26 protein-coding genes are annotated in these 25,844 nt (G+C 69.6%); 13 read left to right on the top strand and 13 right to left on the bottom strand.

Translation table 11 applies throughout. From position 1 onward, the window contains the following. Positions 1 to 8: 8 nt before the first annotated feature. The 5 genes from pcaF to paaF are packed head-to-tail and all read right to left on the bottom strand — an operon-like array spanning position 9 to position 4,784. Entirely contained in the window at positions 9 to 1,214 is a 1,206-nt protein-coding gene (gene pcaF / locus HIR79_RS00745) for a 3-oxoadipyl-CoA thiolase (protein ID WP_119023120.1), read from the bottom strand. After that, a complete protein-coding gene (paaI, locus tag HIR79_RS00740) occupies positions 1,211 to 1,678 on the bottom strand; it encodes a hydroxyphenylacetyl-CoA thioesterase PaaI (protein WP_119023119.1) in 468 nt (155 codons plus the stop codon). Before paaI ends, pcaF begins: the two co-directional genes overlap by 4 nt. Continuing rightward, positions 1,671 to 3,200, bottom strand: a complete 1,530-nt coding sequence (gene paaH / locus HIR79_RS00735) for a 3-hydroxyacyl-CoA dehydrogenase PaaH (RefSeq protein WP_169956049.1) — start codon at positions 3,198 to 3,200, stop codon at positions 1,671 to 1,673. The genes paaI and paaH overlap by 8 nt, the downstream gene beginning before the upstream one ends. Position 3,201: 1 nt before the next feature. After that, the gene (gene paaG, locus HIR79_RS00730) at positions 3,202 to 3,993 is read right to left on the bottom strand and encodes a 2-(1,2-epoxy-1,2-dihydrophenyl)acetyl-CoA isomerase PaaG (RefSeq protein WP_119023117.1); all 792 of its coding nucleotides are present in this window, start codon (positions 3,991 to 3,993) and stop codon (positions 3,202 to 3,204) included. Between the two features lie 17 nt (positions 3,994 to 4,010). After that, entirely contained in the window at positions 4,011 to 4,784 is a 774-nt protein-coding gene (gene paaF, locus HIR79_RS00725) for a 2,3-dehydroadipyl-CoA hydratase PaaF (RefSeq protein ID WP_169956047.1), read from the bottom strand. Positions 4,785 to 5,184: 400 nt separating this feature from the next. On the opposite strand from paaF, the gene paaN reads away from it, so the two are divergent. Genes paaN through HIR79_RS00710 form a run of 3 tightly spaced genes read left to right on the top strand, consistent with a single transcriptional unit; the run spans position 5,185 to position 8,269 of the window. Further along, positions 5,185 to 6,861 (top strand): phenylacetic acid degradation protein PaaN, encoded by a 1,677-nt coding sequence (gene paaN, locus HIR79_RS00720; protein ID WP_169956045.1) that lies wholly within the window; start codon positions 5,185 to 5,187, stop codon positions 6,859 to 6,861. 11 nt (positions 6,862 to 6,872) lie between these two features. Then, positions 6,873 to 7,487 carry a phenylacetic acid degradation protein PaaY gene (paaY, locus tag HIR79_RS00715; RefSeq protein ID WP_169956043.1) on the top strand — a complete coding sequence of 205 codons (615 nt, stop codon included), beginning with the start codon at positions 6,873 to 6,875 and terminating at the stop codon, positions 7,485 to 7,487. Next, the gene (locus HIR79_RS00710) at positions 7,484 to 8,269 is read left to right on the top strand and encodes an enoyl-CoA hydratase-related protein (RefSeq protein ID WP_119023113.1); all 786 of its coding nucleotides are present in this window, start codon (positions 7,484 to 7,486) and stop codon (positions 8,267 to 8,269) included. The genes paaY and HIR79_RS00710 overlap by 4 nt, the downstream gene beginning before the upstream one ends. A 101-nt stretch (positions 8,270 to 8,370) precedes the next feature. Here HIR79_RS00710 and paaX read toward each other — a convergent pair whose 3' ends face one another. The 4 genes from paaX to serA form a co-directional block, all read right to left on the bottom strand. Further along, complete coding sequence (gene paaX, locus HIR79_RS00705; RefSeq protein ID WP_119023112.1) at positions 8,371 to 9,297, bottom strand: phenylacetic acid degradation operon negative regulatory protein PaaX; 927 nt, start codon at positions 9,295 to 9,297, stop codon at positions 8,371 to 8,373. 129 nt (positions 9,298 to 9,426) lie between these two features. After that, positions 9,427 to 10,251: an IclR family transcriptional regulator domain-containing protein gene (locus HIR79_RS00700; RefSeq protein ID WP_169956041.1), complete on the bottom strand. Its 825-nt coding sequence runs from the start codon at positions 10,249 to 10,251 to the stop codon at positions 9,427 to 9,429. A gap of 214 nt (positions 10,252 to 10,465) precedes the next feature. Next, positions 10,466 to 11,251 (bottom strand): enoyl-CoA hydratase, encoded by a 786-nt coding sequence (locus HIR79_RS00695; RefSeq protein WP_211620887.1) that lies wholly within the window; start codon positions 11,249 to 11,251, stop codon positions 10,466 to 10,468. A 202-nt stretch (positions 11,252 to 11,453) separates the two neighbouring features. After that, positions 11,454 to 12,704: a phosphoglycerate dehydrogenase gene (gene serA / locus HIR79_RS00690; RefSeq protein ID WP_169956037.1), complete on the bottom strand. Its 1,251-nt coding sequence runs from the start codon at positions 12,702 to 12,704 to the stop codon at positions 11,454 to 11,456. Positions 12,705 to 12,934: 230 nt separating this feature from the next. Here serA and HIR79_RS00685 point away from each other — a divergent pair, with 230 nt between their 5' ends. From HIR79_RS00685 to dxs, 3 genes are read left to right on the top strand one after another with little or no spacing between them, the layout of a single operon-like run. Continuing rightward, positions 12,935 to 13,225 (top strand): exodeoxyribonuclease VII small subunit, encoded by a 291-nt coding sequence (locus HIR79_RS00685; protein WP_110069061.1) that lies wholly within the window; start codon positions 12,935 to 12,937, stop codon positions 13,223 to 13,225. Beyond that, a complete protein-coding gene (locus HIR79_RS00680; RefSeq protein ID WP_240407699.1) occupies positions 13,215 to 14,099 on the top strand; it encodes a polyprenyl synthetase family protein in 885 nt (294 codons plus the stop codon). Before HIR79_RS00685 ends, HIR79_RS00680 begins: the two co-directional genes overlap by 11 nt. 16 nt (positions 14,100 to 14,115) lie before the next feature. Beyond that, the gene (gene dxs, locus HIR79_RS00675) at positions 14,116 to 16,035 is read left to right on the top strand and encodes a 1-deoxy-D-xylulose-5-phosphate synthase (RefSeq protein ID WP_169956035.1); all 1,920 of its coding nucleotides are present in this window, start codon (positions 14,116 to 14,118) and stop codon (positions 16,033 to 16,035) included. A 98-nt stretch (positions 16,036 to 16,133) separates the two neighbouring features. On the opposite strand, the gene ribA is transcribed toward dxs, so the two are convergent. Beyond that, the gene (gene ribA, locus HIR79_RS00670; protein WP_110069058.1) at positions 16,134 to 16,769 is read right to left on the bottom strand and encodes a GTP cyclohydrolase II; all 636 of its coding nucleotides are present in this window, start codon (positions 16,767 to 16,769) and stop codon (positions 16,134 to 16,136) included. Between the two features lie 196 nt (positions 16,770 to 16,965). Between ribA and hemE the strand changes: the two genes are divergently transcribed. The 6 genes from hemE (at position 16,966) to HIR79_RS00640 (ending at position 22,866) form a co-directional block, all read left to right on the top strand. After that, the gene (gene hemE / locus HIR79_RS00665) at positions 16,966 to 18,042 is read left to right on the top strand and encodes a uroporphyrinogen decarboxylase (protein ID WP_169956033.1); all 1,077 of its coding nucleotides are present in this window, start codon (positions 16,966 to 16,968) and stop codon (positions 18,040 to 18,042) included. Beyond that, the gene (locus HIR79_RS00660; protein WP_169956031.1) at positions 18,035 to 18,412 is read left to right on the top strand and encodes a VanZ family protein; all 378 of its coding nucleotides are present in this window, start codon (positions 18,035 to 18,037) and stop codon (positions 18,410 to 18,412) included. The genes hemE and HIR79_RS00660 overlap by 8 nt, the downstream gene beginning before the upstream one ends. A gap of 228 nt (positions 18,413 to 18,640) precedes the next feature. Then, the gene (locus HIR79_RS00655; RefSeq protein WP_169956029.1) at positions 18,641 to 19,669 is read left to right on the top strand and encodes an amino acid ABC transporter substrate-binding protein; all 1,029 of its coding nucleotides are present in this window, start codon (positions 18,641 to 18,643) and stop codon (positions 19,667 to 19,669) included. A gap of 113 nt (positions 19,670 to 19,782) precedes the next feature. Continuing rightward, positions 19,783 to 20,976 carry an amino acid ABC transporter permease gene (locus HIR79_RS00650; protein WP_169956027.1) on the top strand — a complete coding sequence of 398 codons (1,194 nt, stop codon included), beginning with the start codon at positions 19,783 to 19,785 and terminating at the stop codon, positions 20,974 to 20,976. 9 nt (positions 20,977 to 20,985) lie between these two features. After that, positions 20,986 to 22,086: an amino acid ABC transporter permease gene (locus HIR79_RS00645; protein ID WP_169956025.1), complete on the top strand. Its 1,101-nt coding sequence runs from the start codon at positions 20,986 to 20,988 to the stop codon at positions 22,084 to 22,086. Positions 22,087 to 22,137: 51 nt separating this feature from the next. Then, entirely contained in the window at positions 22,138 to 22,866 is a 729-nt protein-coding gene (locus HIR79_RS00640) for an amino acid ABC transporter ATP-binding protein (RefSeq protein ID WP_169959418.1), read from the top strand. A gap of 27 nt (positions 22,867 to 22,893) precedes the next feature. On the opposite strand, the gene HIR79_RS00635 is transcribed toward HIR79_RS00640, so the two are convergent. After that, positions 22,894 to 23,382 (bottom strand): hypothetical protein, encoded by a 489-nt coding sequence (locus HIR79_RS00635; protein WP_169956023.1) that lies wholly within the window; start codon positions 23,380 to 23,382, stop codon positions 22,894 to 22,896. A 118-nt stretch (positions 23,383 to 23,500) separates the two neighbouring features. Then, the gene (locus HIR79_RS00630) at positions 23,501 to 24,091 is read right to left on the bottom strand and encodes a histidine phosphatase family protein (RefSeq protein ID WP_249322210.1); all 591 of its coding nucleotides are present in this window, start codon (positions 24,089 to 24,091) and stop codon (positions 23,501 to 23,503) included. Positions 24,092 to 24,271: 180 nt separating this feature from the next. On the opposite strand from HIR79_RS00630, the gene HIR79_RS00625 reads away from it, so the two are divergent. Next, positions 24,272 to 24,700 carry a host attachment protein gene (locus HIR79_RS00625; protein WP_119023102.1) on the top strand — a complete coding sequence of 143 codons (429 nt, stop codon included), beginning with the start codon at positions 24,272 to 24,274 and terminating at the stop codon, positions 24,698 to 24,700. A gap of 68 nt (positions 24,701 to 24,768) precedes the next feature. On the opposite strand, the gene HIR79_RS00620 is transcribed toward HIR79_RS00625, so the two are convergent. Next, positions 24,769 to 25,695, bottom strand: a complete 927-nt coding sequence (locus HIR79_RS00620) for a LysR family transcriptional regulator (protein WP_119023101.1) — start codon at positions 25,693 to 25,695, stop codon at positions 24,769 to 24,771. Positions 25,696 to 25,844 lie beyond the last annotated feature (149 nt).

Genomic DNA, 25,844 nt, shown 5'->3' with positions numbered 1-25,844 from the left:
GCGCTGTCTCAGAGGCGCTCGATGATCAGGGCGATGCCCTGACCCACGCCGATGCACATGGTGCACAGCGCATAGCGTCCCTGCCGGCGTTCCAGTTCATGCAGGGCGGTGGTCACCAGGCGGGCGCCGCTCATGCCGAGCGGGTGGCCGAGTGCGATGGCACCGCCGTTGGGGTTGACGTGCTCGGCGTCGTCGGCAAGGCCCAGGTCGCGGGTCACGGCCAGCGCCTGGGCGGCGAAGGCCTCGTTGAGCTCGATCACGTCCATCTGGTCGAGGGTCAGGCCGGTCTGTTCGAGCACCTTGCGGCTGGCGGGGGCCGGGCCGAAGCCCATGATGCGCGGCTCGACGCCGGCGGTGGCCATGCCGATCACCCGGGCGCGGGCCTTGAGGCCGTAGCGCTCGGCCGCCTCCGGCGAGGCGAGCAGCAGGGCGCAGGCGCCGTCGTTGACCCCGGAGGCGTTGCCGGCGGTCACTCTGCCGCCCTCGCGGAAGGGGGTGGGCAGGCCTGCCAGCTGCTCCAGGGTGGTGGAGGCGCGGGGGTGCTCGTCGGTATCCACGACCAGCGGCGCCTGCTTGCGGCGCGGCACCTCGACCGGGACGATCTCCTCGGCCAGGCGGCCCGCCTCCATGGCGGCGGCGGTGCGCTGCTGGCTGCGCAGGGCGAAGGCGTCCTGGTCCTCGCGGGAGATATTGAACTGCTCGGCCACGTTCTCGGCGGTCTCCGGCATGGAGTCGACGCCGAACTGCGCCTTCATCTGGCGGTTGATGAAGCGCCAGCCGATGGTGGTGTCGAAGATCTCGGCGCTGCGCGAGAAGGCCTGCTCGGCCTTGCCCATCACGAAGGGTGCCCGGGACATGGACTCGACGCCGCCGGCGATCATCAGCCCCGCCTCGCCCGCCTTGATGGCGCGGGCGGCGTTGCCGATGGCGTCCATGCCGGAGCCGCACAGGCGGTTCAGGGTGGTGCCGGGCACCTCCACGGGCAGGCCGGCCAGCAGCGCCGACATGCGCGCCACGTTGCGGTTGTCCTCGCCGGCCTGGTTGGCGCAGCCGTAGAAGATGTCGTCGATGCGGGTCCAGTCCACCGAGGGGTTGCGTTCCATCAGGGCGCGCAGGGGCACGGCGCCCAGGTCGTCGGGACGCACCGGGGAGAGGGCGCCGCCATAGCGGCCGATGGGGGTGCGGATGGCGTCGATGATCAGGGCGTCTTTCATGCTTGGCTCTCTGCGGCGGTCTCTTCCAGGCGGCGAACGGTGCCGCGGATCTTGTAGGAGCGCCCACGGAACAGGGCGACCTCGTCGCCGTGCTGGTTGCGCACGGTGATGTCATAGATGCCGGTGCGACCCCGGCGGCTGCGCTCCTCGGCGGTGGCGGTGAGCACGTCGCCCAGCTGGCCCGGGCCCAGGTAGTCGATGCTGCAGCCTGCCCCCACGGTGGCCTCGTCGTAGGTGTTGCAGGCGAAGGCGAAGGCGGAATCCGCCAGGGCGAAGATGAAGCCGCCGTGGCAGTTGCCGTGGCCCTGCACCATGTCCTCGCGCACGGTCATGGTGAGCACGGCACGGCCGGGGGCCACGCTCTCGATGCGCATGCCGAGGTTCTGGCTGGCGTTGTCCCGGGCGAACATGGACTCGGCGCAGGCCTCGGCCAGCTGCTGCGGGCTCAGCTCGCGATCAGACATGGAAGGTCTCCTCGGCCAGGGCCTTGCGGCGCAGCAGGAAGGAGGGGCGGTAGCGCTCCTCGCCGTAGCTCTGCTGCAGATGGGTCAGGGTGCGATGGACGAAGGCCAGGCCCAGGGCGTCGGCCCAGGCCAGGGGCCCGCGGGGGTAGTTGACGCCGGCCTGCATGGCGAGATCACCATCCCGTGCGCTGCACACGCCCTGCAGCACGGCGTCGGCGGCCTCGTTGGCCAGCATGGCCACGGTGCGCAGCACCGCAAGGCCGGGGGTGTCGGTGAGCCAGGCAACGTCCAGGCCCAGGCGCTGAAAGAACGCGGTGGCCAGGGTGCGGGCCTCGGCGTCGACGCCGGGGCTCGCCGCTAGGGCGATGGCGCTGGCGGTCTCATAGTCCAGGCAGAGGTCGAAGAGCACCAGGGCCTCGAGGCCCTCGTCCCGGGCGCGCTCGGCGGCGCAGCGGCCGTCGCTCAGGGCCAAGGTCAGGCCGTCCAGGCGCAGGCGCGCCTCGCCGGAGATGCTCTCCCGGCGTACCACCTCGAGGCCGGCCGCCTCGGCCCGGGCCACCAGGGGGGCGATGGCGCCGAGCTGGCCCTCGGCCACCAGGGGCGGCAGTGCCGCCTCGGCGGCGGGGGCGAAGTCGGGTGCGACGGAGGTGGCACCCTCTCGATAGTCGTAGAAGCCCTGGCCGCTCTTGCGGCCCAGGCGCCCGGCCTCCACCAGCGCGAGCTGCACCAGGGAGGGCTCGAAGCGGGTGTCGCCGTAGTAGGCGTCGAACACCGAACGGGTCACGGCGTAGTTGACGTCGTGGCCGATCAGGTCCATCAGCTCGAAGGGGCCCATGCGGAAGCCGCCCGCCTGGCGCAGCAGGGCGTCCAGGGTGGCGGGGGCGGCAGCGCCCTCCTGCATCAGGCGCAGCCCCTCGGCGTAGAAGGGGCGGGCGACGCGGTTGACGATAAAGCCCGGCGTGGAGCTGGCGTGGACCGGCACCTTGCCCCAGGCCGCGGCGGTGGCGTAGAGGGTCTCGGCGACTTCGGCGTCGGTGGCCAGGCCCGAGATCACCTCGACCAGCTTCATCACCGGCGCGGGGTTGAAGAAGTGCAGGCCGGCGACGCGCTCGGGGCGCTCGAGGCCGGCGGCGATGGAGGTGATGGAGAGCGACGAGGTGTTGCTGGTAAGCAGGGTGTCGGGGCCGCAGAGGGCCTCGAGCTCGGCGAACACGCTGCGCTTGACCTCGAGGTTCTCGACGATCGCCTCCACCACCAGGCGGCTGTCGGCCAGCTCCGCCAGGGTGGCGGCCGGGGTCATGCGGCTGATGATGGCGTCGACGTCCGCCTGGGCCATCTTGCCCTTGGCCACGCGCTTCTCGAGCTGGCGGCGCACGCCGTCGATGCCGGCCTGGGCGGCGCCGTCGCGGTTGTCGTAGAGGCGCACCGGGTGGCCGGCCTGGGCCGCCACCTGGGCGATGCCGGCGCCCATGGCGCCGGCGCCGATCACGGCGATGATGTCACTGGTTGCGAGGGCGGGCATCTCACTCCCCCTTGAAGCTGGGCTTGCGTTTTTCCATGAAGGCAGCCACGCCCTCTCGGTAGTCATCGGTGCGGCCGGCCAGGCGCTGCAGGTCGCGCTCCAGGTCGAGCTGGGCGTCGAAGTCGTTGTCGGCGCTGGCGTGCAGGGCGCGCTTGATCAGCGCCAGGCCGCGGGTCGGCTGGGTGGCCAGGTGGCGGGCCAGGGTCAGGGCCTCGTCCTGCAGGGCCTCGTCATCCACCACCTTCCAGATCATGCCCCACTGCTCGGCCTGCTCGGCGCTGAGCTTGTCACCCAGCATCGCCAGCCCCTTGGCGCGGGCCATGCCCACCAGGCGCGGCAGGCTCCAGGTGCCGCCGGAATCCGGCACCAGGCCGATCCGGCAGAAGGCCTGGATGAAGCTGGCCGAGCGGGCCGCCAGCACGATGTCGCAGGCCAGGGCGATATTGGCGCCGGCGCCGGCGGCCACGCCGTTCACCGCGCAGATGGTGGGGAAGGGCAGGTCGCGCAGGGTGCGCAGCATGGGGTTGTAGCGCTTCTCCAGGGACTCGCCCAGGTCCGGCGCCTCGGCGCCGGGGGCCACGTTGCGGTCGGAGAGGTCCTGGCCGGCGCAGAAGCCGCGGCCGTTGCCGGTCAGCAGCAGGGCGCGCACGCTCTTGTCCTGGCGCACGGCCTTGAGGGCCTGGCGCATCTCGGCGTGCAGCTCGGCATTGAAGCTGTTGAGGCTGTCGGGGCGGTTCAGCGTGAGGCGGGCGACGCCGTCTTCCACGGTATAGAGCAGGGGCGCTTCACTCATGATCGGTTTCCTGTGTATCAGTGGCCGCTGAAGGTGGCGGGGCGTTTTTCCTGGAAGGCGCGGATGCCCTCCTCGCGATCCCGGGTGCCGGCCAGCAGCGTGAAGGCGTGGCGCTCGAAGCGCAGGCCGGTGGCCAGGTCGGTGTCCTCGGCCTTGTGCAGCGCCTCCCGGGCCAGGCGCACGGCCAGCGGCGCCTTGGTGGCGATGGTCTCGGCCACGGCGACGGCGCGCTCCACGGTCAGCTCGGGCTGGGTGATCTCGCTGACCAGACCGGCCTCCAGGGCGCGGCGGGCGGAGATCGGCTCGCCGGTGAGCACCATCTGGGTGGCCAGCGCCTTGCCTACGGCGCGCACCAGGCGCTGGGTACCGCCGGCGCCGGGCATGATGCCGAGGTTGATCTCGGGCTGACCGAAGCGGGCATCCTCGCCGGCGATCAGGATGTCGGCGTGCATGGCGAGCTCGCAGCCGCCACCCAGGCAGAAGCCGTTGACCGCGGCGATGATGGGCTTTCCGAAGCGGGCGATGGTGGCCCAGTGGCGCTGGCGGGGGTCCTCGAGGATGCCCACCAGGTCGCGCTCGGCCATCTCCTTGATGTCGGCGCCGGCGGCGAAGGCGCGCTGGCTGCCGGTGATCACCACCGCGCGGACCTCGGCGTCCTGCTCGGCGGCGGTCAGGGTCTCGGCCAGCTCCCCCAGCAGGGCGGTGTTGAGGGCGTTCAGCGCCTCGGGGCGGTGCAGGGTGATGCGCAGCACCCCTCTCTGCGGCTCCTCGACGAACAGGTGGTTCGGCATGGTGTCCTCGTCTCTGGCGCGGCGTCGGCGCGGGTGGCTGGCCCGTGGCCTGCACGGGCGGCTATTGAGGCCGAGTATAGGTTTTTTTTGATACGCATCAACTTGCACAGTCAGGCAATGATGTATCGTGTTTGCTCGAGCTGTTCCAATTTATGCTGTCTTGTCAGAGGGTTATCTTGAAGATAGCCCCGCGCAGGCCGGCAGGTTAGACCATGGTCGAAAGTTGGCGGTCTGGCGGCAGAAAATTTGCTCAAAGCGCTAATATAGAAAGGGTTTTCTGGCTATCGCGGCGGGCGGTAAGGAGCCGGCGGCGGCGGCGTGGTTTGATGTTTCGTTACGCTATGGATAGTCTTTCGTGCTATCCCGTATCGAATAAAGCCGCTCATGGCAGGAGCCACCCATGTCACAGCAAGCCCAGCAGATGCTCGACCGTCATCGCGAGACCCTCGATCAGGCCGTCGAGGCCATCACCACCCGCGGTTTCTGGAGCCCCTATCCGGAGAACATCAGGAAGTATCCGGAGGAGGCGGTGAAGGGGGCGTCCCAGCGCTTTGAGGCGATGCTCAAGCAGCACTACGCCCTCAAGGTACCGGCGGTGGCCGGCCAGGTGGGTGCCGAGGTCTCCCCCTACGGCTTCGAGCTGGGCGTGACCTATGACCAGCCCGAGCAGGGCGCGCTGATCGCCGCCATGCAGGCGGCCATGCCCGCCTGGCGCGACGCCGGCGCCGAGGCCCGGGTCGGCGTCTGCCTGGAGATCCTGGCGCGCCTCAACGCCATGAGCCCCGACATCGCCGAGGCGGTGACCCACACCAGCGGCCAGGCGCCGATGATGGCCTTCCAGGCCGGTGGCCCCCACGCCCAGGACCGTGGCCTCGAGGCCGTGACCTACGCCTGGCAGGCGATGTCCCGGGTGCCGGCCACCGCCAGGTGGGTGAAGCCCCAGGGCAAGCATGACCCCCTGGTGCTCGACAAGCGCTACCACATCGTGCCCCGCGGCATCTCCCTGGTGGTGGCCTGCTCCACCTTCCCCACCTGGAACACCTACCCGGGCCTGTTCGCCAGCCTGGCCACCGGCAACCCGGTGATCCTCAAGCCGCACCCGGCCGCCATCCTGCCGGTGGCCATGACCGCTCGCGTCGCCCAGGAGGTGCTCGAGGAGGCCGGCTTCGACCCCTGCCTGGTCAGCATGATGCCCGACACCGCCGAGGCCCCGGTGACCAAGGAGCTGGCGCTGGATCCTGCCGTGAAGCTGATCGACTTCACCGGCTCCAACGCCTTCGGCGAGTGGCTCGAGCAGAACGCCACCCAGGCCCAGGTGTTCACCGAGAAGGCCGGCATCAACACCGTGATCATCGACAGCGTCGAGCAGATCAAGCCGGTGGCCCAGAACCTGGCCTTCACCCTGAGCCTCTACTCCGGCCAGATGTGCACCACCACCCAGGCGATCTACGTGCCCAAGGGGGGCATCAAGACCGCCGAGGGTCAGCTCTCCTTCGACGAGGTGGCCGGGGCACTCGCCAAGGCCGTCGAGAAGTTCCTCTCCGACAACGACCGTGCCTGTGCCGTGCTGGGGGCGATCCAGTCGCCGGCCACCGCCGCCCGCATCGACGAGTGCCGCGGCCTCGGCGAGGTGCTGCTGGACAGCGAGCCCCGCGAGCACGCCCAGTTCCCCAGGGCGCGCATCCACACCCCGCTGCTGCTCAAGGTGGACGCCAGCCAGCGCGACGCCTTCAGCGAGGAGCGCTTCGGCCCGATCAGCTTCGTGATCGCCACCGACAGCACCGCCCACAGCATCGAGCTGGCCCGCGAGGTGATCGGCGAGAAGGGTGCCATCACCCTCGGCGCCTACACCACCGATGACGCCGTGGCCGAGCAGTTCGAGCAGCTGGCCATGGAAGTGGCGGCCCCGCTGTCGCTGAACCTGGACGGTGGCGTCTTCGTCAACCAATCCGCGGCCTACAGCGACTTCCACGCCACCGGCGGCAACCCGGCGGCCAACGCCTCCCTGTGCGACCAGGCCTTCGTGGCCCGTCGCTTCGTGGTGGTGCAGAGCCGTCGCCACGGCAAGCTGGACTGAAGGAGCGCGTCATGCCCTGCTATCGACTCGAGGGGGTGACCCCGGTGGTGCACCCCACCGCCTACGTGCACCCCACCGCGGTGCTGATCGGCGACGTCATCGTCGGGCCGGGCTGCTACGTGGGGCCCGGCGCGGTGATGCGCGGCGACTTCGGCCAGCTGGTGCTGGAGGAGGGGGCCAACCTTCAGGACACCTGCGTGATGCATGGCTTCCCTGGCTGCGTCACCAAGGTGGAGAAGGATGGCCATATCGGCCACGGCGCCGTGCTGCACGGCTGCGTGGTGGGCCAGGACGCCATGGTGGGCATGAACGCCGTGGTGATGGACAACGCCGTGATCGGCGCCCGCTCCATCGTCGCCGCGGCGGCCTTCGTCAAGACCGGCTTCACCTGCCCGCCCCAGTCTCTGGTGATGGGTGCGCCGGCCGCGGTGAAGCGCGAGCTCACCGATCAGGAAGTGGCCTGGAAGCAGCAGGGCACCCGGGAGTATCAGCGGCTGACCGAGCGCTGCCGCGACAGTCTGGAGCCCTGCGAGCCGCTGGCGGAACTGGATGCCGACCGGCCGCGCCTCAATGCCGGCGACACCCAGCCCAAGCAGCAGACCCTCGCCAAGGAGCAGTCGTCATGAGCCAGGAGATGATCCGGGTCGAGACCCATGAGGCGGTGGGCGTGATTCGCCTGGACCGCCCCCAGGCCTACAACGCCCTGTGCGCCCGACTGGTCACCGAGATGGCCGAGGCCCTCGAGGCCCTCGAGGCCGATGAGGCCATCGGCGCCATCGTCATCACCGGCGGCGAGAAGGTGTTTGCCGCCGGCGCCGACATCGGCGAGATGCTCGAGCGCACCCACGCCGATCTCTTCGCCGAGGACTTCCCCAATACGGCCGGCCAGGCCTGGGAGCGCCTGTCGCGCTGTCGCAAACCGGTGATCGCCGCGGTCTCCGGCTTCGCCCTGGGCGGCGGCTGCGAGCTGGCCATGGCCTGCGACACCATCATCGCCAGCGACACGGCGAAATTCGGCCAGCCCGAGGTGAAGATCGGCACCATGCCGGGCGCCGGTGGCACCCAGCGCCTGGTGCGCGCCATTGGCAAGGCCAAGGCCATGGAGCTCTGCCTGACCGGCCGCATGATGGAGGCCGAGGAGGCCGAGCGGGCCGGGCTGGTGTGCCGGGTGGTGCCGGCCGCCGAGCTGGAGGCCGAGGCCCTGGCCCTGGCGGCCACCATTGCCTCTCACTCCCGGCCGGTGGTGCAGATGATCCGCGAGTCCGTGGATCAGGCCTTCGAGATGACCCTGCAGGCCGGGCTGCTCTTCGAGCGCCGCGCCTTCCAGAGTACCTTCGGCTTCGAGGATCGCCGGGAGGGCATGGCGGCCTTCGCCGAGAAGCGCAAGCCGCAGTTCCGGCACAAGTAGCCGCCGATCGGTAACGGTTGGTGCTGTCATCGCGGTGCTGACAACCTAAACGCCCCCTGCCATGAGCCATGGCAGGGGGCGTTTGCGTGGCGGCGCTGGTACTACTCCAGTCCGCCGAAGCGGCGGTAGAAGCTGGGGCCAGGGGCCGGCAGCGGGCCCTCTGCGGTCTCCAGGTGGCGGTCGAGCCAGTTCTCGGCGCGCCGGTAGATCATGCGATAGATGTTGCGGCACAGCTGGTGGGCGTTGCGACCCTCCCAGGCGGTGGGCAGCAGCTCGTCGGGCAGCTGGGGGTCGCGCAGCTGCACCCGGCGGTACTCGTGGATCAGCAGGGTGCGGGCGATGAAGCAGGCCTCCTCGTCGAGGTGGTTCTCCTCGTTGAGGGCCTTCCACAGCGGACGGAAGAGGGTCAGGAAACGCTGGTAGTGCTCGGCCAGCTCGTCGAGGTTCCAGCTCTCGCGCACCTGCAGCCGCAGCGGCTTGCTGGCCAGGGGCTCCAGGGCCTCGGTCTGCATCACGATGGCCTCGTCGGCGGCCCCCAGCTCCTGCAGGGCGGCCATGGCCTCGCTGCGGCCGAGCATGGGGTGGGCGAGCAGCCCCGGGGCGAAGTGGCCGAAGCCGAGCCACTCCAGCTCGTCGCGCACCTTCTGGCGGCGGGCGCTGTCGAGCTGGCTCAGCAGCACCAGGGTCCACTGGCCCGACCAGGGGGCCTGGGCGCCGTGGTAGACGCGCTTGAAGGCCTGCTCGAAGCGGCGCCTGCCCGGGCCGCTCAGGCTGTAGTAGCTCCGTCGGCCGACCTTCTCGCCCTGCAGCCAGGTCTCCCGGGTCAGGCGATAGACCGAGGTGCGCACCAGCCGCTCGTTGATGCCGATGGGTTCCACCAGCTTCGAGAGGCTGCCCAGCCAGACGGTGCCGCCGCGGGGCACGATGGCATCGCCGTAGACGGTGATGATCAGCGAGCCGGCGCGGATCGGTCGGCGCTGCTGGAAGTCATCGATGAGGGCGGAGACGCATTCGGTGGCGGATGACATGTCGAGACTCTGAGGCTTGCCTGTTGGGTGTCGCGAGGGGACGGCGGTGCGCCCGCCTCACGGTAGCGATCATCGCAACATGATACCGCCTGTGAGGCCACAAGCGAACGCGATGTATCGGCTATTGACTCAGGCGTCGGGGAGGCGTCCACCCAGCCGGGCGGTGATCTCGGCGGCGGTGTCGCGGACCAGCTCGCCCAGCTCCAGCAGGCGCGCCTCGGGGATGCGCGCCACGGGCCCGGAGACCGAGATGGCGGCCAGCGGGATGCCGTGCTCGTCGTGGATGCAGGCGGCCACGCAGTGCAGGCCGATGGCGTGTTCCTCGCGATCACAGGCGAAGCCCTGGCGGCGAATCTCGGCGAGGCCCGCGCGCAGCGATTCGGGCGTGTGCAGGGTGTTCTCGGTAACCCGGGCCAGGCCCCGCTCGGCGAGGACGCGCTCGAGCTCGTCGTCGGGCAGCCAGGCCATCAGCGCCTTGCCGACGCCGGAGGCGTGCAGCGGCGCCCGGGAGCCCAGCCGGGTGATCATGCGCATCATCTGGGACGACTCGCTCTGGGCTAGGAACACCGCGGTGCCGTCGTCGCGGATGCCCAGGTTGGCGGTCTCGCCGGTCAGGGCGGTGAGGCGGCGCAGGAAGGGGCGGCTGGTGGCCACGAAGTCGCGGGCCTCGAGGAAGCTGTTGCCGATGCGGAAGGTCTTGACGTCGATCTTCCAGACGCCGAGCTCGCTGTCCTGGGTGACGAAGCCCTGTCCCTGCAGCGCCTGGAGCAGGCGATGGGTCGTCGAGGGGGCGAGATCCGCCTGTTCGGCCAGCTCCGAGAGCGCAAGCCCCCCGGGGCTCGCCGAGAGGCGCTCGAGCAGGTTGAGCCCGCGCACCAGCGACTGGCTGTGGCCGCCGCTGGCCTTCCCCGATCCCGCGGGGCGTCCCGCCGTCCTGCGCTTGACCTCGCTCACCCTCGACTCTCCTCGTGTCGGTTGCCCGCTGTGGGCCACAGGATACCCTGTCGGCCGCGGGCTGTCGCGCCTGCGGAAATCACTTCCACACCCTCTCTGCACGAGGCCGGCGACCCTTGCGATCGCCGGCCCCCGGCGCTATCGAGGGCGCCCCGAGCTATCGATGCTGCCCTGAACTATCGATGTCGCCCCGAACTACCGATGTCGCCCCGAACTATCGATGTCGCCACTGCGGCGGGCGCTTCTCGATAAAGGCATCGATGCCCTCGCCGGCGTCCTCGGCCATCATGTTGCAGGCCATCACCTCGCCGGCGAAGGCGTAGGCCTCGTCCAGGGGCATCTGCAGCTGGCGCTGGAACATGGCCTTGCCGGTGCGCACCGCCACCGCGCTCTTGGCGCAGAGGCTGTCGGTGAGCGCGGCCACGGCGTCGTCCAGGGCGTCGTCCTCGGCCACGCGGTTGATCAGCCCCCAGTCGCGGGCGGTCTCGGCATCGATGAACTCGCCGGTGAGCAGCAGCTCCATGGCGCGCTTGCGGCTGACGTTGCGCGACAGCGCCACCGCCGGGGTGGAGCAGAAGAGCCCGGCATTGATGCCGGAGACGGCGAAACGCGCGGAGCGTGCGGCCACGGCCAGGTCACAGCTGGCCACCAGCTGGCAGCCGGCGGCGGTGGCGATGCCCTGCACTCGGGCGATCACCGGTATCGGCAGCTCGACGATGGCCTGCATCACCCGGCCGCAGCGGGCAAAGAGCTCCTGGTAGTAGGCCTTGTCGGGGTTGGCGCGCATCTGCTTGAGGTCGTGGCCGGCGCAGAAGGCACGCCCCTCGGCGGCGATCACTACGCAGCGCACGCTGCCATCGTTGGCCAGGCGGCCGAGCTCCTCCTTGAGGGCGACCAGCATCGCCTCGGAGAGGGCATTGAAGCTCTCCGGGCGGCTGAGGGTCAGGGTGGCCACGCCGCCTTCATCGCGGCGCCGCAGGGGCGGAGTCGAGTCGCTCATCATGGTCTCCCGGTTGTTGTTCGGCGTCTGACGCCCAGCCTAGCGCGCGCGGCCGTGGGCGCGCACTTCGACCATGGATAGTTCGACCATGGAGAGTTCGACCATGGAGAGTCCGGCCATGGAAAGGGGAGCGAGGCCCCTGAACACAAACCGCCGCGTCGAATGACGCGGCGGCGGGCCTTGCGGGAGGTGGCGTGAGGCGTCAGGCCTGCTGGCCGGCCTCGGAGTAGAGCACGCGCACCTTGAGGGTGTGCTCCACCTGGCGCAGGGCATCCAGGGCCTGGGGGCCGTAGGCCTTGTCGACGTCGATCACCACGTAGCCGACCTTCTCGTTGGTCTGCAGGTACTGGCCGGCGATGTTGATGCCGTTCTCGGAGAGCACCCGGTTGATCTCGGAGAGTACGCCCGGCACGTTGTCGTGGATATGCAGCAGGCGATGCTTGCCCGGGTGGGCCGGCAGGGCGACCTCGGGGAAGTTGACCGAGGTGACGGTGGTGCCGTTGTCGGAGTAGGTGATCAGCTTCTCGGAGACCTCGATGCCGATGTTCTCCTGGGCCTCGAGGGTGGAGCCGCCGATGTGCGGGGTGAGGATGACGTTGTCCAGGCCGCGCAGCGGGCTCTCGAACTCCTCGTCGTTGCCCTTGGGCTCCACCGGGAAGACATCGATGGCCGCGCCGTTGAGCTTACCGGCCTTGATGGCGTCGGCCAGGGCCTCGATTACCACCACGCTGCCGCGGGCGGCGTTGATCAGGATGGCGCCCTCTTTCATGCAGGCGATCTGCTCGGCGCCGATCATCCACTTGGTGGAGGGCAGGTCGGGCACGTGCAGGCTGACCACATCGGCACGACGCAGCAGCTCGTCGAGACTGCCCACCTGGCGGGCGTTGCCCATGCCCAGCTTGGTCACCACGTCGTAATAGATGACGTCGAAGCCCAGCGACTCGGCCAGTACGGAGAGCTGGGAGCCGATGCTGCCGTAGCCGACGATCCCCAGGGTCTTGCCGCGGGCCTCGTGGGAGTTCTTCGCCGACTTCTGCCAGCCGCCGCGGTGGGCCAGGGCGTTCTTCTCGGGGATGCCGCGCAGCAGCATGATCGCCTCGGCCAGCACCAGCTCGGCCACCGAGCGGGTGTTGGAGTAGGGGGCGTTGAAGACCGGGATGCCGCGCACCAGGGCCGCGGTGAGGTCGACCTGGTTGGTGCCGATGCAGAAGCAGCCCACGGCCACCAGCTTCTCGGCAGCGGCGAAGACGCGCTCGTTGAGCTGGGTGCGGGAGCGAATGCCGATGAAGTGCACGTCGCGGATCTTCTCGATCAGCGCCGCTTCGTCCAGCGAGGTGGGCAGGTGCTCGATGTTCGAGTACCCGGCGTTGTGCAGATTGTCCACCGCGCTCTGGTGGACCCCCTCGAGCAGCAGGACCTTGATCTTGCTCTTGTCCAGGGACGTCTTGGCCATGGTCGAATCAACCCCTTCCGGCGCGTGCCGCATGCAGTGACAGGTAGGAAAAAAGAGGCGCTATTCTAGCACAGGCCCGGCATGAGCCAGGATGAAAATGCTGCGCTGCCAAGATGAACGCCATGCAAGTCAGGGCACCCGGCACCGGGGCAGACGACCCCCGGGGGGGAGCGTGTATACTGTCGCCTTTCGAGACGCCGGATGCAGTCGGCAGCGGGGCGAGGAGAGCGATGGCGGAGCGCAGGCAGCGGCCCGATGGCCAGCAGAGTGACGGGGCGGAGGCGACCGATTTCGCCACCACCGTCGATCGCCTCGAGCGGCTCGTGGAGCGGCTCGAGTCCGGCGAGCTGTCGCTGGAGGACTCCCTGGCCGCCTTCGAGGAGGGCATTCGCCTGACCCGCGACGCCCAGCGCCGCCTCGACGAGGCGGAGCTCAGGGTGCGCACCCTGACCGAGGGCGCCGAGGGCGGCATGACCCTGACGCCCTTCGCCCCTCCCGCGGAGGATGAGAGTGAACGCTGAGACCCTGGCGGCCGGCCTGGCCGCGGATCGTGCCCGGGTGGATGCCCGGCTGGAAGCGCTGTTCGGCGAGCGGGGCGCCGCGGTGCCGCGCCTGGATGCCGCCATGCGCCACGGCGTGCTGGTGGGCGGCAAGCGGCTGCGCCCGGTGCTGGTCTATGCCGCCGGTCGCGCCCTGGGCGCGGCGGACGACGCCCTGGATGCGCCGGCCATGGCCATCGAGCTGGTCCACGCCTACTCCCTGGTCCATGACGATCTGCCGGCCATGGATGACGACGACCTGCGCCGCGGCCAGCCCACGGTACACAAGGCCTACGACGAGGCCACCGCGATCCTGGCCGGCGACGCCCTGCAGGCGCTCGCCTTCGAGGTGCTGGCCCGCTCCACCCACCCGCGGCTGGCCGCCATGCTGGTCACCCTGGCCGAGGCCGCCGGCCGCGACGGCATGGTGGCCGGCCAGGCGCTGGATCTGGCGGCCGTGGGCGGCCACCCCGACGTGGCAGCGCTGGCCACCATGCATGGTCACAAGACCGGCGCGCTGATTCGCGCCGCGGTGCGCCTGGGCGGGCTCGTCGCCGTGGCCGAGACGGACCCGCGCCTGGCCGCCCTGGAAGACTACGCGCGCGCCATCGGTCTGGCCTTCCAGATCCATGACGACGTGCTCGATGTGACCGGCGACACCGCCACCCTGGGCAAGGCGTCCGGGGCGGATGCCGCCCGCGACAAGCCCACCTACCCGAGCCTGCTGGGGCTCGAGGGCGCCCGCGCTCGCGCCGGCGAGCTGGTGGAGGAGGCCGTGGCGGCCCTCGCCCCGCTGGGCGAAGGCGCGATTCCCCTGAAGGCCCTGGCCCGCTACATGATCGAGCGCGACCACTGACACGACAGATGAGCCCATGAAGCTGTTCGACGAGATTCCCGCCGAGCGTCCGGCCACGCCGCTGCTCGACACCCTGGACACCCCGGCCGCGCTGCGTGCCATGTCCACCGCGCAGCTGGCGCAGGTGGCCGACGAGCTGCGCGCCTACCTGCTCTACAGCGTGGGGGTCTCCGGGGGGCACTTCGGGGCCGGCCTCGGCGTCGTGGAGCTCACCGTGGCGCTGCACCAGGCGCTGGAGACCCCCTACGACCGCCTGGTGTGGGACGTGGGCCACCAGGCCTATCCCCACAAGATCCTCACCGGGCGCCGCGAGGCGATGCCGAGGATCCGCCACCACGGTGGCCTGGCCGCCTTCCCGCGCCGGGCGGAGTCGGAGTACGACACCTTCGGGGTGGGCCACTCCAGCACCTCCATCTCGGCGGCGCTGGGCATGGCCCTGGCCGCCCGGGCCCGCGGCGAGACGCGGCGCACCTGCGCGGTGATCGGCGACGGCGCCCTGACCGCCGGCATGGCCTTCGAGGCCCTGGCCCACGCCGGCCACGTGGACGCCAACCTGCTGGTGGTGCTCAACGACAACGAGATGTCGATCTCCGAGAACGTCGGCGGCATCGCCAGCTACCTGGCGCGAATCCTCTCCAGCAAGCCCTACCTGACCATGCGCGAGGGCGGCAAGAAGGTGCTCTCCCACCTGCCCGGGGCCCTGGAGCTGGCGCGGCGCACCGAGGAGCACATGAAGGGCATGGTCAGCCCGGCCACGCTCTTCGAGGAGATGGGCTTCAACTACATCGGCCCCATCGACGGCCACGACCTGCCGCTGCTGGTGCAGACCCTGCGCAACCTGCGCGACCTGGAGGGGCCCCAGTTCCTCCATGTGCGCACCCGCAAGGGGCGCGGCTTCCTGCCCGCCGAGGCCGACCCCATCGGCTACCACGCCATCACCAAGCTGGAAAAGAGCGAGCCGGAAAAGCACGGCGAAACGCCGCCGCCGCTCAAGCCCGCCGCGTCGAAGAAGAAGTACTGCAACGTCTTCGGCGACTGGCTGTGCGACATGGCGGCGGCCGACGAGCGGTTGATCGGCATCACCCCGGCCATGCGCGAGGGCTCCGACCTCGTGCGCTTCTCCCGGGAGCATCCCGAGCGCTACTTCGACGTGGCCATCGCCGAGCAGCACGCGGTGACGCTGGCCGCCGGCATGGCCTGCGAGGGTATGAAGCCGGTGGTGGCGATCTACTCCACCTTCCTGCAGCGCGGCTATGACCAGCTGATCCACGACGTGGCGGTGCAGGACCTCGACGTCACCTTCGCCATCGATCGCGCCGGTCTGGTGGGCGAGGACGGCCCCACCCACCACGGCAGCCTGGACCTCTCCTTCCTGCGCTGCGTGCCCGGGCTGGTGGTGCTGGCGCCCGCCGACGAGGCGGAGTGCCGCGCCATGCTGAGCGCCGCCTACCACCATCCCGGCCCCGCCGCGGTGCGCTACCCCCGCGGCACCGGCCCGGGCAAGGCGATCCCCGCCCACCTGGAGCCGATGCCGATCGGCCAGGCCGAGACGCGCCGCGAGAGCGGCGCCGAGCCGGGGCGACGCGTGGCCCTGCTGGCCTTCGGCAGCCTCAACACGCCGGCCACCGAGGTGGCCGAGCGCCTCGATGCCACCCACCTCAACATGCGCAGCATCAAGCCCCTGGACCGCGAGGCAATCCTGGCCGCGGCCGAGGGCCACGACCTGCTGGTGACCCTGGAGGAGAACGTGGTGGCCGGCGGCGCCGGCAGCGCGGTGGGCGAGTTGCTGGCCGCCGAGGGCGTGCAGGCGGCGCTGCTCAACCTGGGGCTGCCGGACGCCTATGTGGAACACGGCAAGCCCGCCGAGCTGCTCGCCGAGTGCGGCCTGGATGCCGCGGGCATCGAGGCCGCGATTCGCGCCCGGCTGGGCGAGTAGATCGCCCGCTGGCCCACCAGCGGTGGCCACCATGCGAAGGGGCCTTCCAACATGGAAGGCCCCTTCTCTCTATGCGGCCTATGCGGCTCGCGGTGCGCTCAGCCCTTGCGTTCGATATCCACGTCGCTGGCCTGGGTGAAGTCGCCCAGCGCCATCATGTGGCCGAGCTTGCCGGCCTTGGTGGAGAGGTACTGCTCGTTGTGGGGGTTGAGCCCGGTGGTCAGCGGGACGCGTTCCGCGATGTGCACACCGGCGCTGGTCAGAGCCTCGACCTTGCGCGGGTTGTTGGTCATCAGCCTGAGCGAGGCGATGCCCAGATGCTCGAGCATCGGCACGCAGAGGTCGTAGCGACGCAGGTCGGCGCCGAAGCCGAGCTGCTCGTTGGCCTCCACGGTGTCGGCCCCCTGGTCCTGCAGGTGGTACGCACGGATCTTGTTGAGCAGGCCGATGCCGCGCCCCTCCTGGCGCAGGTAGAGCAGCACCCCGCGCCCCTCGTCGGCGATGCGCTTGAGCGCCTCCTGGAGCTGGTAGCCGCAGTCGCAGCGCATCGAGAAGAGGGCGTCGCCGGTCAGGCACTCGGAGTGGACCCGCCCCAGCACCGGCTCGCCGTCGGCCACGTCGCCCAGGGTGAGGGCGATATGGTCCTTGCCGGTGGCCTCGTCCTCGAAGCCGTGCATGGTGAAGGTGGCCCAGGGGGTGGGCAGTCGAGAGGCGGCGATGAAGCGAATCGTCACTGGGTACCTCGGTATCAGGCCGCGGGCGGTGCCGCAGAGTGGTGGGCCATTCTAGCAGGAACGGCGGCGTGGCTCACGGGCAGGTTGAGATCAGGCCGAGCCGGCGCTGCCACCACCGTGGAGCTTGGCCTCGGTCAAGCCTGGCGTGCGGTGATGCGCTACAATGGCGCGACATTTCCCGTGGATGACCGCCTGCATGGAACTCAAGAACGATCGCTTTCTGCGCGCCCTGGCGCGTCAGCCTGTCGACCGCACCCCGGTATGGATGATGCGCCAGGCCGGCCGCTACCTGCCGGAGTACCGCGCCACCCGCGCCGAGGCCGGCGACTTCATGGATCTCTGCCGCAACCATGACCTAGCCTGCGAGGTGACCCTGCAGCCGCTGGAGCGCTATCCGCTGGACGCGGCGATCCTCTTCTCGGATATCCTCACCATTCCCGATGCCATGGGCCTGGGGCTCTACTTCGAGACCGGCGAGGGGCCGAAATTCCGCAAGCCGGTGCGCACCGCCGAGGACGTGGCGGCGCTCAGCGTGCCCGATGCCGAGCGCGACCTGGACTACGTGATGCGGGCGGTCTCCACCATCCGCCGCGAGCTCAACGGCCGGGTGCCGCTGATCGGCTTCTCCGGCAGCCCCTGGACGCTCGCCACCTACATGGTGGAGGGCAGCTCCAGTAAGGACTTCCGCCACGTCAAGACGATGCTCTACGACACGCCCAGCGTGATGCATGACCTGCTCGACACCCTGGCCACGGCGGTCACCGAGTACCTCAACGCCCAGATTCGCGCCGGCGCCCAGGCGGTGCAGATCTTCGATACCTGGGGCGGCGTACTCTCCACCCCGGCCTACCTGGAGTTCTCGCTGCGCTACATGGAGCAGATCGTCGCCGGCCTGATCCGCGAGCACGACGGGCACAAGATACCAGTGATCCTGTTCACCAAGAACGGCGGCCAGTGGCTCGAGGACATCGCCCTGGCGGGCCCCGATGCGGTGGGCCTGGACTGGACGACGGAATTGTCCGATGCCCGCGCCCGGGTCGGCCACAAGGTGGCGCTGCAGGGCAACCTGGACCCCAACGTGCTGTTTGCCCGTCCTGCGGCGATTCGTGCCGAGGTGGCGCGCATCCTCGACAGCTACGGCGCAGGGCCCGGCCACGTCTTCAACCTGGGCCACGGCATCAGCCAGTTCACCAACCCGGACAACGTCACCGCCTTCATGGAGGCGCTGCACGAGCTGAGCCCGGCCTACCACCGCCGGATCCAGCATGGCTGAGAGGCCCCTGCTGACCTGGCTTGAACGTCTACACGACCGGCGCCGCCTTTGGGCGGCGCTGGCCGTTCTCGGGGCGCTGGCCATCGCCCTGGGCAGCCTGACGCCGGGCAGCCAGATGCCCTCGAACCTGCCGTGGGACAAGCTCAACCACTTCATCGGCTATGCGGGCCTCGCCGGGCTGATTGGCCTGGCCGGGGTGCGCCTGCCGCTCGCCTTCCTGGTTGCCGTGCTCTACGGCATCGCCATCGAATACGCCCAGATCCCGGTGCCGGGCCGCAGCGGCGGCGACTGGGCCGATATCCTCGCCAACTCCCTCGGTGCTACCTTCGCGGTGCTGCTGCTGGCAGCCTTCCGGCGCTGGCTGCGCTGAGCCCCTGCCCAGTCGACCCTCGTCCGTGCATGCACCCGAATGGTGAGCGGCTTCGCGAGGCCGCGCGATATGGTGCGCGGCACCCGGGCGGGGCCGCCGCCGCTTGCGTTGAAATGGCGCGATCGCGGCAGGCTAACCGGGTTGGAACGATCCTTGCTAGTGTCCAGAGACGTGCTCCGGCACGTCTTAACAATGGACAACGATCTCATCTAGCGAGGGACGATCCCCATGCTGAACAAGAAGAACAAGCTGATGCTGCTGGCCTCCGCCGGCGCCCTGACCCTGGCCGCCGCCGGTGTCGCCCAGGCCTCCACCCTGGAGGAGACCCGCAACCGCGGGGCGGTGCAGTGTGGCGTCAGCGACGGCCTCCCGGGCTTCTCGGCCCCGGATGACGAGGGCGAGTGGCAGGGCCTGGACGTCGACGTCTGTCGCGCCGTGGCCGCCGCGGTCTTCGGCGACGCCGAGGCGGTGCGCTACGTGTCGCTCAACGCCGTGGAGCGCTTCACCGCGCTGCAGTCCGGCGAGGTGGACGTGCTCTCCCGCAACACCACCTGGACCACCACCCGCGACACCACCCTGGGCCTAAACTTCACCGGGGTGACCTTCTACGACGGCATCGGCTTCATGATCCACACCGAGATGGGCATCGACAGCGCCAAGGAGCTCGACGGGGCGGCGATCTGCGTGCAGTCCGGCACCACCACCGAGCTCAACGTCGCCGACTACTTCCGCGCCAATGGCATGGAGTTCGACCCCATCGTCTTCGATACCTCTGAGCAGACCGTGGGCGGCTACGAGGCCGGCCGCTGCGACGTGCTCACCTCGGATACCTCCCAGCTGGCCGCCCTGCGCATCCAGCTCTCCGATCCGGACGCCTCCAAGATTCTGCCGGAGATCATCTCCAAGGAGCCGCTGGGGCCGGTGGTGCGCCAGGGCGATGACCAGTGGTTCAACATCGTGAAGTGGTCGCTGTTTGCCATGCTCAACGCCGAGGAGATGGGCATCACCAGCGACAACGTCGACGAGATGCTCGAGTCCGATGACCCGGACATCGCGCGCCTGCTTGGCCAGGACGGCAACTACGGCGAGGGCATGGGCCTCTCCGCCGACTGGGCCTACCAGATCGTCAAGCAGGTGGGGAACTACGGCGAGAGCTTCGAGCGCAACGTCGGCATGGACTCCCCGCTGGAGATCGAGCGCGGGCTCAACGCCCTGTGGACCGACGGCGGTATCCAGTACGCCCCGCCGATCCGCTGAGCCCGGAGGCCGGGGCGGCACCCCTCGCCCCGGCGCCTTCCCTGCAGGCCGTCCCGGCAGATCCGGGGCGGCCGGCGTGAATCCTGCTTGACGGATCCAGGCGGAGACTTCCCATGTCCGTTCGACACCCGGCCCGCCGCCCTGCGGGCCCACGCCCCCCGTTCTGGCGCGACCGCGCCAAGCGGGCGCTCTTCTTCCAGGTGCTGCTGCTGGCCGCCGTTGCGGCCTTCATGCTCACCATCATCGGCAACACCCAGGACAACCTCGCCGCGCGAGGCATCACCACCGGCTTCGGCTTCCTGGGCAACACCGCGGGCTTCGGCATCGTCCAGAGCCTGATCGACTACTCTTCCCAGAGCACCTATGGCCGCACCTTCCTGGTGGGGCTGCTCAATACCCTGCTGGTCTCGGCCCTGGGGGTGCTGGCGGCGACCGTCATCGGCTTCACCGTGGGCATCGCACGGCTCTCGCCCAACTGGCTGATCGCCCGGCTGGCCAGCGGCTACATCGAGACCTTCCGCAACATCCCGCTGCTGCTGCAGATCTTCTTCTGGTACTTCGCGGTGCTGCGGACCCTGCCGGCGGCCCGCGACAGCCTCACCTTCGGCGAGGTGATCTTCCTCAACGTGCGCGGCCTCTACCTGCCGGAACCGCAGTTCGAATCGGGCTTCGGGCTGGTGCCGCTGGCCACCCTGGTGGCGGTGGTGGCCAGCATCGTGCTGGTGGTCTGGAACCGGCGGCGCCACGAGGCCACCGGGCGGCGGCTGCCGGCGGGCTGGATCTCGCTGGCGCTGATCGTCGGGCTGCCGCTCGCCGTGCTGGTGTTCACCGGGGTGCCGGTGACCTGGGAGGTACCGGAGCTGCGCGGCTTCAACTTCCGCGGCGGCATCACGGTGATCCCGGAGTTCCTCGCCCTGTGGGTGGCGCTCTCCATCTACACGGCCTCGTTCATCGCCGAGATCGTGCGCTCGGGGATCCAGGCGATTCCCCACGGCCAGACCGAGGCGGCCCAGTCGCTCAGCCTGCCCCAGGGGCTGGTGCTGCGGCTGGTGGTGATCCCCCAGGCGCTGCGGGTGATCATCCCGCCGCTCACCAGCCAGTACCTCAACCTGATCAAGAACTCCTCGCTGGCCACCGCCATCGGCTATCCGGACCTGGTCTCGGTGTTCGCCGGCACCACCCTGAACCAGACCGGCCAGGCCATCGAGGTGATCGCCATGACCATGGCGGTCTATCTCACCATCAGCCTGCTGGTCTCGCTGTTCATGAACTGGTTCAACGCCCGCGTGGCGCTGGTGGAACGCTAGGAGAGCGCCATGACGATTCGCGACAAGATGATCGAGGCGCGACCGGCACCGATCCGCACCGTGGGCCCCCTGGCCTGGCTGCGTGCCAACCTGTTCAGCGGCCCGGTCAACAGCGTGTTCACCCTGCTGGGCCTCTACCTGCTCTACCTGCTGCTGGCGCCGACGATCCAGTGGGCGATCATCGATGCCGACTGGGTGGGCACCAGCCGCGACGACTGCTCCCGTGAGGGGGCCTGCTGGGTCTTCATCAATGCCCGCCTGACCCAGTTCATCTACGGGCTCTACCCGCGGGCCGAGCTGTGGCGGGTGAACATCGTCTTCGCCGGCTTCGCGGCGCTGATCGCCTGGCTGGCCATTCCGCGGCTGCCCTTCAAGCGCTGGGTGGCCGTCGCCACCCTGGTGGGCTTCCCGGTGGTCGCCTATGTGCTGCTCTACGGCGGCTACTTCGGCCTGCGGGTGGTGGAGACCCACCGCTGGGGCGGGCTGATGCTGACCCTGATCCTCGCCGTGGTGGGGATGGTGGCGGCGCTGCCGATCGGCATCCTGCTGGCCCTCGGCCGCCGTTCGCAGATGCCCATCGTCAAGAGCTTCTGCGTGGTGTTCATCGAGTTCTGGCGGGGAGTGCCGCTGATCACCATCCTGTTCATGGCCTCGGTGATGCTGCCGCTGTTCCTGCCCACCGGGGTCAGCGTCGACCGCCTGGTGCGCGCGTTGATCGGCATCACCCTGTTCCAGAGCGCCTACATGGCCGAGGTGGTGCGTGGCGGCCTGCAGGCGATTCCCAAGGGGCAGGAGGAGGCGGCCGCGGCACTGGGCATGGGCTACTGGAAGCGCATGGGGCTGATCGTGCTGCCCCAGGCGCTGAAGATGATGATCCCCGGCATCGTCAACACCTTCATCTCGCTGTTCAAGGACACCACCCTGGTGATGATCATCGGGCTCTTCGACCTGCTGGGCATCGTCCAGGCGGCACTCTCGGACTCTCGCTGGCTGGGCTTCGCCCTGGAGGGCTACATCTTCGCCGCCTTCATGTTCTGGATCTTCTGTTTCAGCATGTCGCGCTACAGCCAGTACCTCGAACGCAAACTGCATACCGGCCACAAGCGGTAAGGAACGAAAACAATGAATGAACAGGCAACCCGGGCCGGCGCCGAGACCCCCATGGTGGAGATGCGCGGCGTCAACAAGTGGTACGGCGACTTCCATGTGCTGCGCGATATCGACCTCACCGTGAGGCGCGGCGAGCGCATCGTCATCTGCGGCCCCTCGGGCTCCGGCAAGTCGACGCTGATCCGCTGCATCAACCACCTGGAGGAGCATCAGGAGGGGGAGATCGTGGTGGGCGGCGTGCCGCTGACCCAGGACGTCAAGCGCATCGAGCAGATCCGCCGCAGCGTCGGCATGGTGTTCCAGCACTTCAACCTCTTTCCCCACCTGACGGTGCTGGAGAACTGCTGCCTCTCGCCCATGTGGGTGCAGAAGAAGTCGCGCCGCGAGGCCGAGGCCCAGGCGATGCAGTACCTGGAGCGGGTGCAGATCGCCGAGCAGGCGCGCAAGTACCCGGGCCAGCTCTCCGGCGGCCAGCAGCAACGGGTGGCCATCGCCCGTTCGCTCTGCATGCACCCGGACGTGATGCTCTTCGACGAGCCCACCTCGGCGCTGGACCCGGAGATGATCAAGGAGGTGCTCGACGTCATGATCGAGCTGGCCCGCGAGGGGATGACCATGCTCTGCGTGACCCACGAGATGGGCTTCGCCAAGACCGTGGCCGATCGGGTGATCTTCATGGACCAGGGGCAGATCATCGAGGAGAACGCCCCCGAGCCCTTCTTCAACGCGCCCCAGTCGGAGCGGACCCGGCTCTTCCTCAGCCAGATCCTCGGCCACTGAGCCGCGCCCGTGGAGCGCTGCCTCGGCCTAGAGGCGCGGCTCCCGGGCCGGCGTGGTCTCGGTCTGGCCGCCGGCCAGGTCCAGTGAGGGCTCCCGGGCGGCCTGCCGGGTGCGCAGCGGTTCGGCCGGGCGCCGTACCCGGGCGCTGCCCACCACGCTGTCGTCGGGGTCCAGCGCGCGGGCGTCGCTGGTCCAGGCGGCGCCGGGGTCATGCACCGCCGGGCGGCGCTCGAAGGAGCGGGTGATCACCGGCCCGGCGCCGAGCTGGCCGGCCAGATGGTGGGGCAGCAGCCACAGCTCGGCGAGCAGGCGCAGGGCCACCGCGACCAGCAGCCACAGGCCGCCGCCCAGCGCCAGCGTTGGCCAGGCCTCCGTCCAGCCCAGCGGGGCGAGCCAGGGAGTGCGGGGCGCCAGCCACAGGGCTGCCCCGGCCGCGAGGGCGAGCTGCAGCAGCAGGTGACAGGTGAGCAGGGTGCCGCGGGACAGCGGGCGGCGGGGAAACAGGAACTGTTGCATCGGGGTCCTCCCGGAGGCACATCGTGGCGATGAGGCGCGCCGACATCCTTGCCGGCGAAGTCGAGATGCTACAGCAGTTGGTGCGCCGCTGCAGCCGTGGCGTCGCGCGACGCGGGCATCATGGCAGCAGCGTGATGCTGGCCGGTGCCAGCGGCGTGCGGTCGCGATGGGCGCTCAGCGGGCGCCCCTCCAGGGCGGTGAGCAGGATCTGCAGCGGATCGCCGTGGCTGACCAGCAGGATGGTCTGTCCCTGCGCCTGGGCTTCCAGGTCAGCGATCACGGCGAGCAGGCGATTCGCCACGCGGGTGACGCTCTCCACGCCGAAGGCCTGGTGCTCGGGGTCCTCGGCATCCAGGGCCCAGGCGTCCGCGTAATGGCTGTCCGCCAGGCCTTCCAGGGTGCCGAAGCTGCGCTCGCGAAGACCGACATGGGATTCAGGGGCAAGGCCGAAGTGCCGGGCGACCCGCTCGGCGGTCTCGGTGGTGCGGCGGAAGTCGGAATGCAGCAGGCGTTCGGGGCGTGGCCAGCGCCAGTCGTCCAGCAGCTCCGCCAGCTGGGCCTGGCCCTGGCTCGAGAGCCCGAAGCCTGCCAGGCCACGCTCCGGGGTGCTGATGATCAGCCCCCGGGCATTGGCCTCGCTGTGGCCGTGGCGCATCAGCAGGTAGCGGTTGCGGCGGGGGGGATGAGCGGGGAGAGACGGGGTCGACATGTGCTGGCCGTATCGTGGGGACGTTCTCGGATGCTATCCCAGATCAAGCACCGGCGCAGTTCTTCGCCGCCAGGGGCGCCGGTGGGTTGACCGGGCCCGGGACGCTTGCCAATGTTGAGTGAGTAGTGCGGCCGAGACCCGTGGTCTCGGTATCGGTAGAACCTGCATCAAGGAGAGGCTATGACGACGTATATCGTGGTGGCAGACGCAGCGCGGGCTCGGATCTTCACCCGCGACGCGCTCAAGCTGGTCGAGCAGGAGAGCCTGGTGCATGCGGCCAGCCGGCTTCATGAGGGGGATCTGGTGACCGACCGCGGCGCCGACGTGCACGAGTCGACGTCGACGACCTCGCGCTCCTCCGGTGGCGAGAGCACCGCCCGCACCCATGAGGAGATGATCTTCGCCAAGGAGGTGGCCGAGCGCATCTACCGGGCCCGGGTCGACAACACCTTGCAGAAGCTGATCCTGGTGGCGCCGCCGCGCTTCCTCGGCCAGCTGCGCGAGAAGATCGACGGCCCCACGGCCAAGCTGGTGATCCACTCCCTGGCCAAGGATCTCTCCAAGGCCAGCCTCGAGGAGATCCAGGAGGCGGTCAGCGATATGCGCTGAGACGCCCCTCCTCCCGGTTCGTCGCGCGGGCCCGGCCACCATGGCCGGGCCCGCTGCCGTTCTGGCCCTCAGGGCACCGGTGGCAGGGCGATCTGGTCGCTGCGGGTGATGCCCTCGGTCATCTGCCGGCACAGCTTGAGGAATTCGCGCATGCCGGTGGCCAGGTACTTGTGGCGGTGCCAGATGAAGGCGAACTGGCGGCTCAGGTCCAGCTCCGGGGTGGGAATCGGCACCAGGCTGCCGCGGCGGAAGGCGTCGCGCAGCGCCAGTTTCGACACGCAGCCGATGCCGAGGCCCGATTCCACGGCACGCTTGATGCCCTCGGTATGCTCCAGCTCCAGCAGCACGTTGAAGCGACCGCGGCGGTGGCGCGCGGCCTGCTCCAGGGTCAGGCGAGTGCCCGACCCCTGTTCGCGCATGATCCAGGCCTCGCGCAGCAGCCGCTCCAGCTCCACCGGGCCGCCCCCCGCCAGGGGGTGGCGCGGTGAGCAGAACACCGCCAGCTCGTCCTCCACCCAGGGCTGGGTGACTACGTCCTCCGCCTCGCAGTGCCCCTCGATCAGGCCCAGGTCGAGCTCATGGTGGCGCACCCCCTCGATGATGGCGCGGGTGTTGCGCACCGCCAGGCGTACCCGGCTGCCGGGGAAGCGCTGCATGAAGTCGCCGATCAGCAGGGTGGCCAGGTAGTTGCCGATGGTCAGGGTGGCGCCCACGTCCAGGGTGCCGATGCCCTGGCGGCCGCGCAGCAGTTCCTCCACCTCCTCGGCGCGATCCAGCAGGGCCACCGCCTTGGGCAGCAGCTGGAAGCCCAGGGCGTTGAGCTTCAGGCGCTTGCCGATGCGGTCGAGCAGCTGGCAGTCGAACTGGCGTTCCAGCTCGGCCAGGGCGGTGCTGGTCGCCGACTGGGAGAGCGACAGGGCCCGGGCCGCCCGGGAGACGCTCTCGTGCTGGGCCACGGCGACGAAGACCTCCAGCTGGCGCAGGGTGAAACGCATGTCGCAGGCTCCGGTGATCCATATCAAGACTATGGATAAGGGTTATCCATACAATCCATTTAACAGATAACGCCCTTTCCCTTAGAATTCAATGCAAATATTAAGCAGTCATCTATTCCTTTTTGGAATATAAAGCCTTTCGGGAATAC

This window comes from Halomonas sp. PGE1, from assembly GCF_013000985.1.
Lineage (GTDB): Bacteria > Pseudomonadota > Gammaproteobacteria > Pseudomonadales > Halomonadaceae > Halomonas > Halomonas alkalicola.
This window is presented reverse-complemented; position numbering and strand designations above follow the sequence as displayed.

Coding starts and splice junctions, on each gene's coding strand:
- paaN (WP_169956045.1), top strand. CDS start 5,185: ATGTCACAGCAAGCCCAGCAGATGCTCGACCGTCATCGCGAGACCCTC.
- HIR79_RS00625 (WP_119023102.1), top strand. CDS start 24,272: ATGACGACGTATATCGTGGTGGCAGACGCAGCGCGGGCTCGGATCTTC.
- HIR79_RS00645 (WP_169956025.1), top strand. CDS start 20,986: ATGACGATTCGCGACAAGATGATCGAGGCGCGACCGGCACCGATCCGC.
- serA (WP_169956037.1), bottom strand. CDS start 12,704: ATGGCCAAGACGTCCCTGGACAAGAGCAAGATCAAGGTCCTGCTGCTC.
- HIR79_RS00630 (WP_249322210.1), bottom strand. CDS start 24,091: ATGTCGACCCCGTCTCTCCCCGCTCATCCCCCCCGCCGCAACCGCTAC.
- paaG (WP_119023117.1), bottom strand. CDS start 3,993: ATGAGTGAAGCGCCCCTGCTCTATACCGTGGAAGACGGCGTCGCCCGC.
- paaI (WP_119023119.1), bottom strand. CDS start 1,678: ATGTCTGATCGCGAGCTGAGCCCGCAGCAGCTGGCCGAGGCCTGCGCC.
- paaX (WP_119023112.1), bottom strand. CDS start 9,297: ATGTCATCCGCCACCGAATGCGTCTCCGCCCTCATCGATGACTTCCAG.
- dxs (WP_169956035.1), top strand. CDS start 14,116: ATGAAGCTGTTCGACGAGATTCCCGCCGAGCGTCCGGCCACGCCGCTG.
- HIR79_RS00635 (WP_169956023.1), bottom strand. CDS start 23,382: ATGCAACAGTTCCTGTTTCCCCGCCGCCCGCTGTCCCGCGGCACCCTG.
- paaF (WP_169956047.1), bottom strand. CDS start 4,784: ATGCCGAACCACCTGTTCGTCGAGGAGCCGCAGAGAGGGGTGCTGCGC.
- paaH (WP_169956049.1), bottom strand. CDS start 3,200: ATGCCCGCCCTCGCAACCAGTGACATCATCGCCGTGATCGGCGCCGGC.
- HIR79_RS00655 (WP_169956029.1), top strand. CDS start 18,641: ATGCTGAACAAGAAGAACAAGCTGATGCTGCTGGCCTCCGCCGGCGCC.
- hemE (WP_169956033.1), top strand. CDS start 16,966: ATGGAACTCAAGAACGATCGCTTTCTGCGCGCCCTGGCGCGTCAGCCT.
- HIR79_RS00695 (WP_211620887.1), bottom strand. CDS start 11,251: ATGAGCGACTCGACTCCGCCCCTGCGGCGCCGCGATGAAGGCGGCGTG.
- pcaF (WP_119023120.1), bottom strand. CDS start 1,214: ATGAAAGACGCCCTGATCATCGACGCCATCCGCACCCCCATCGGCCGC.
- paaY (WP_169956043.1), top strand. CDS start 6,873: ATGCCCTGCTATCGACTCGAGGGGGTGACCCCGGTGGTGCACCCCACC.
- HIR79_RS00685 (WP_110069061.1), top strand. CDS start 12,935: ATGGCGGAGCGCAGGCAGCGGCCCGATGGCCAGCAGAGTGACGGGGCG.
- HIR79_RS00640 (WP_169959418.1), top strand. CDS start 22,138: ATGGTGGAGATGCGCGGCGTCAACAAGTGGTACGGCGACTTCCATGTG.
- HIR79_RS00650 (WP_169956027.1), top strand. CDS start 19,783: ATGTCCGTTCGACACCCGGCCCGCCGCCCTGCGGGCCCACGCCCCCCG.
- HIR79_RS00710 (WP_119023113.1), top strand. CDS start 7,484: ATGAGCCAGGAGATGATCCGGGTCGAGACCCATGAGGCGGTGGGCGTG.
- HIR79_RS00620 (WP_119023101.1), bottom strand. CDS start 25,695: ATGCGTTTCACCCTGCGCCAGCTGGAGGTCTTCGTCGCCGTGGCCCAG.
- HIR79_RS00660 (WP_169956031.1), top strand. CDS start 18,035: ATGGCTGAGAGGCCCCTGCTGACCTGGCTTGAACGTCTACACGACCGG.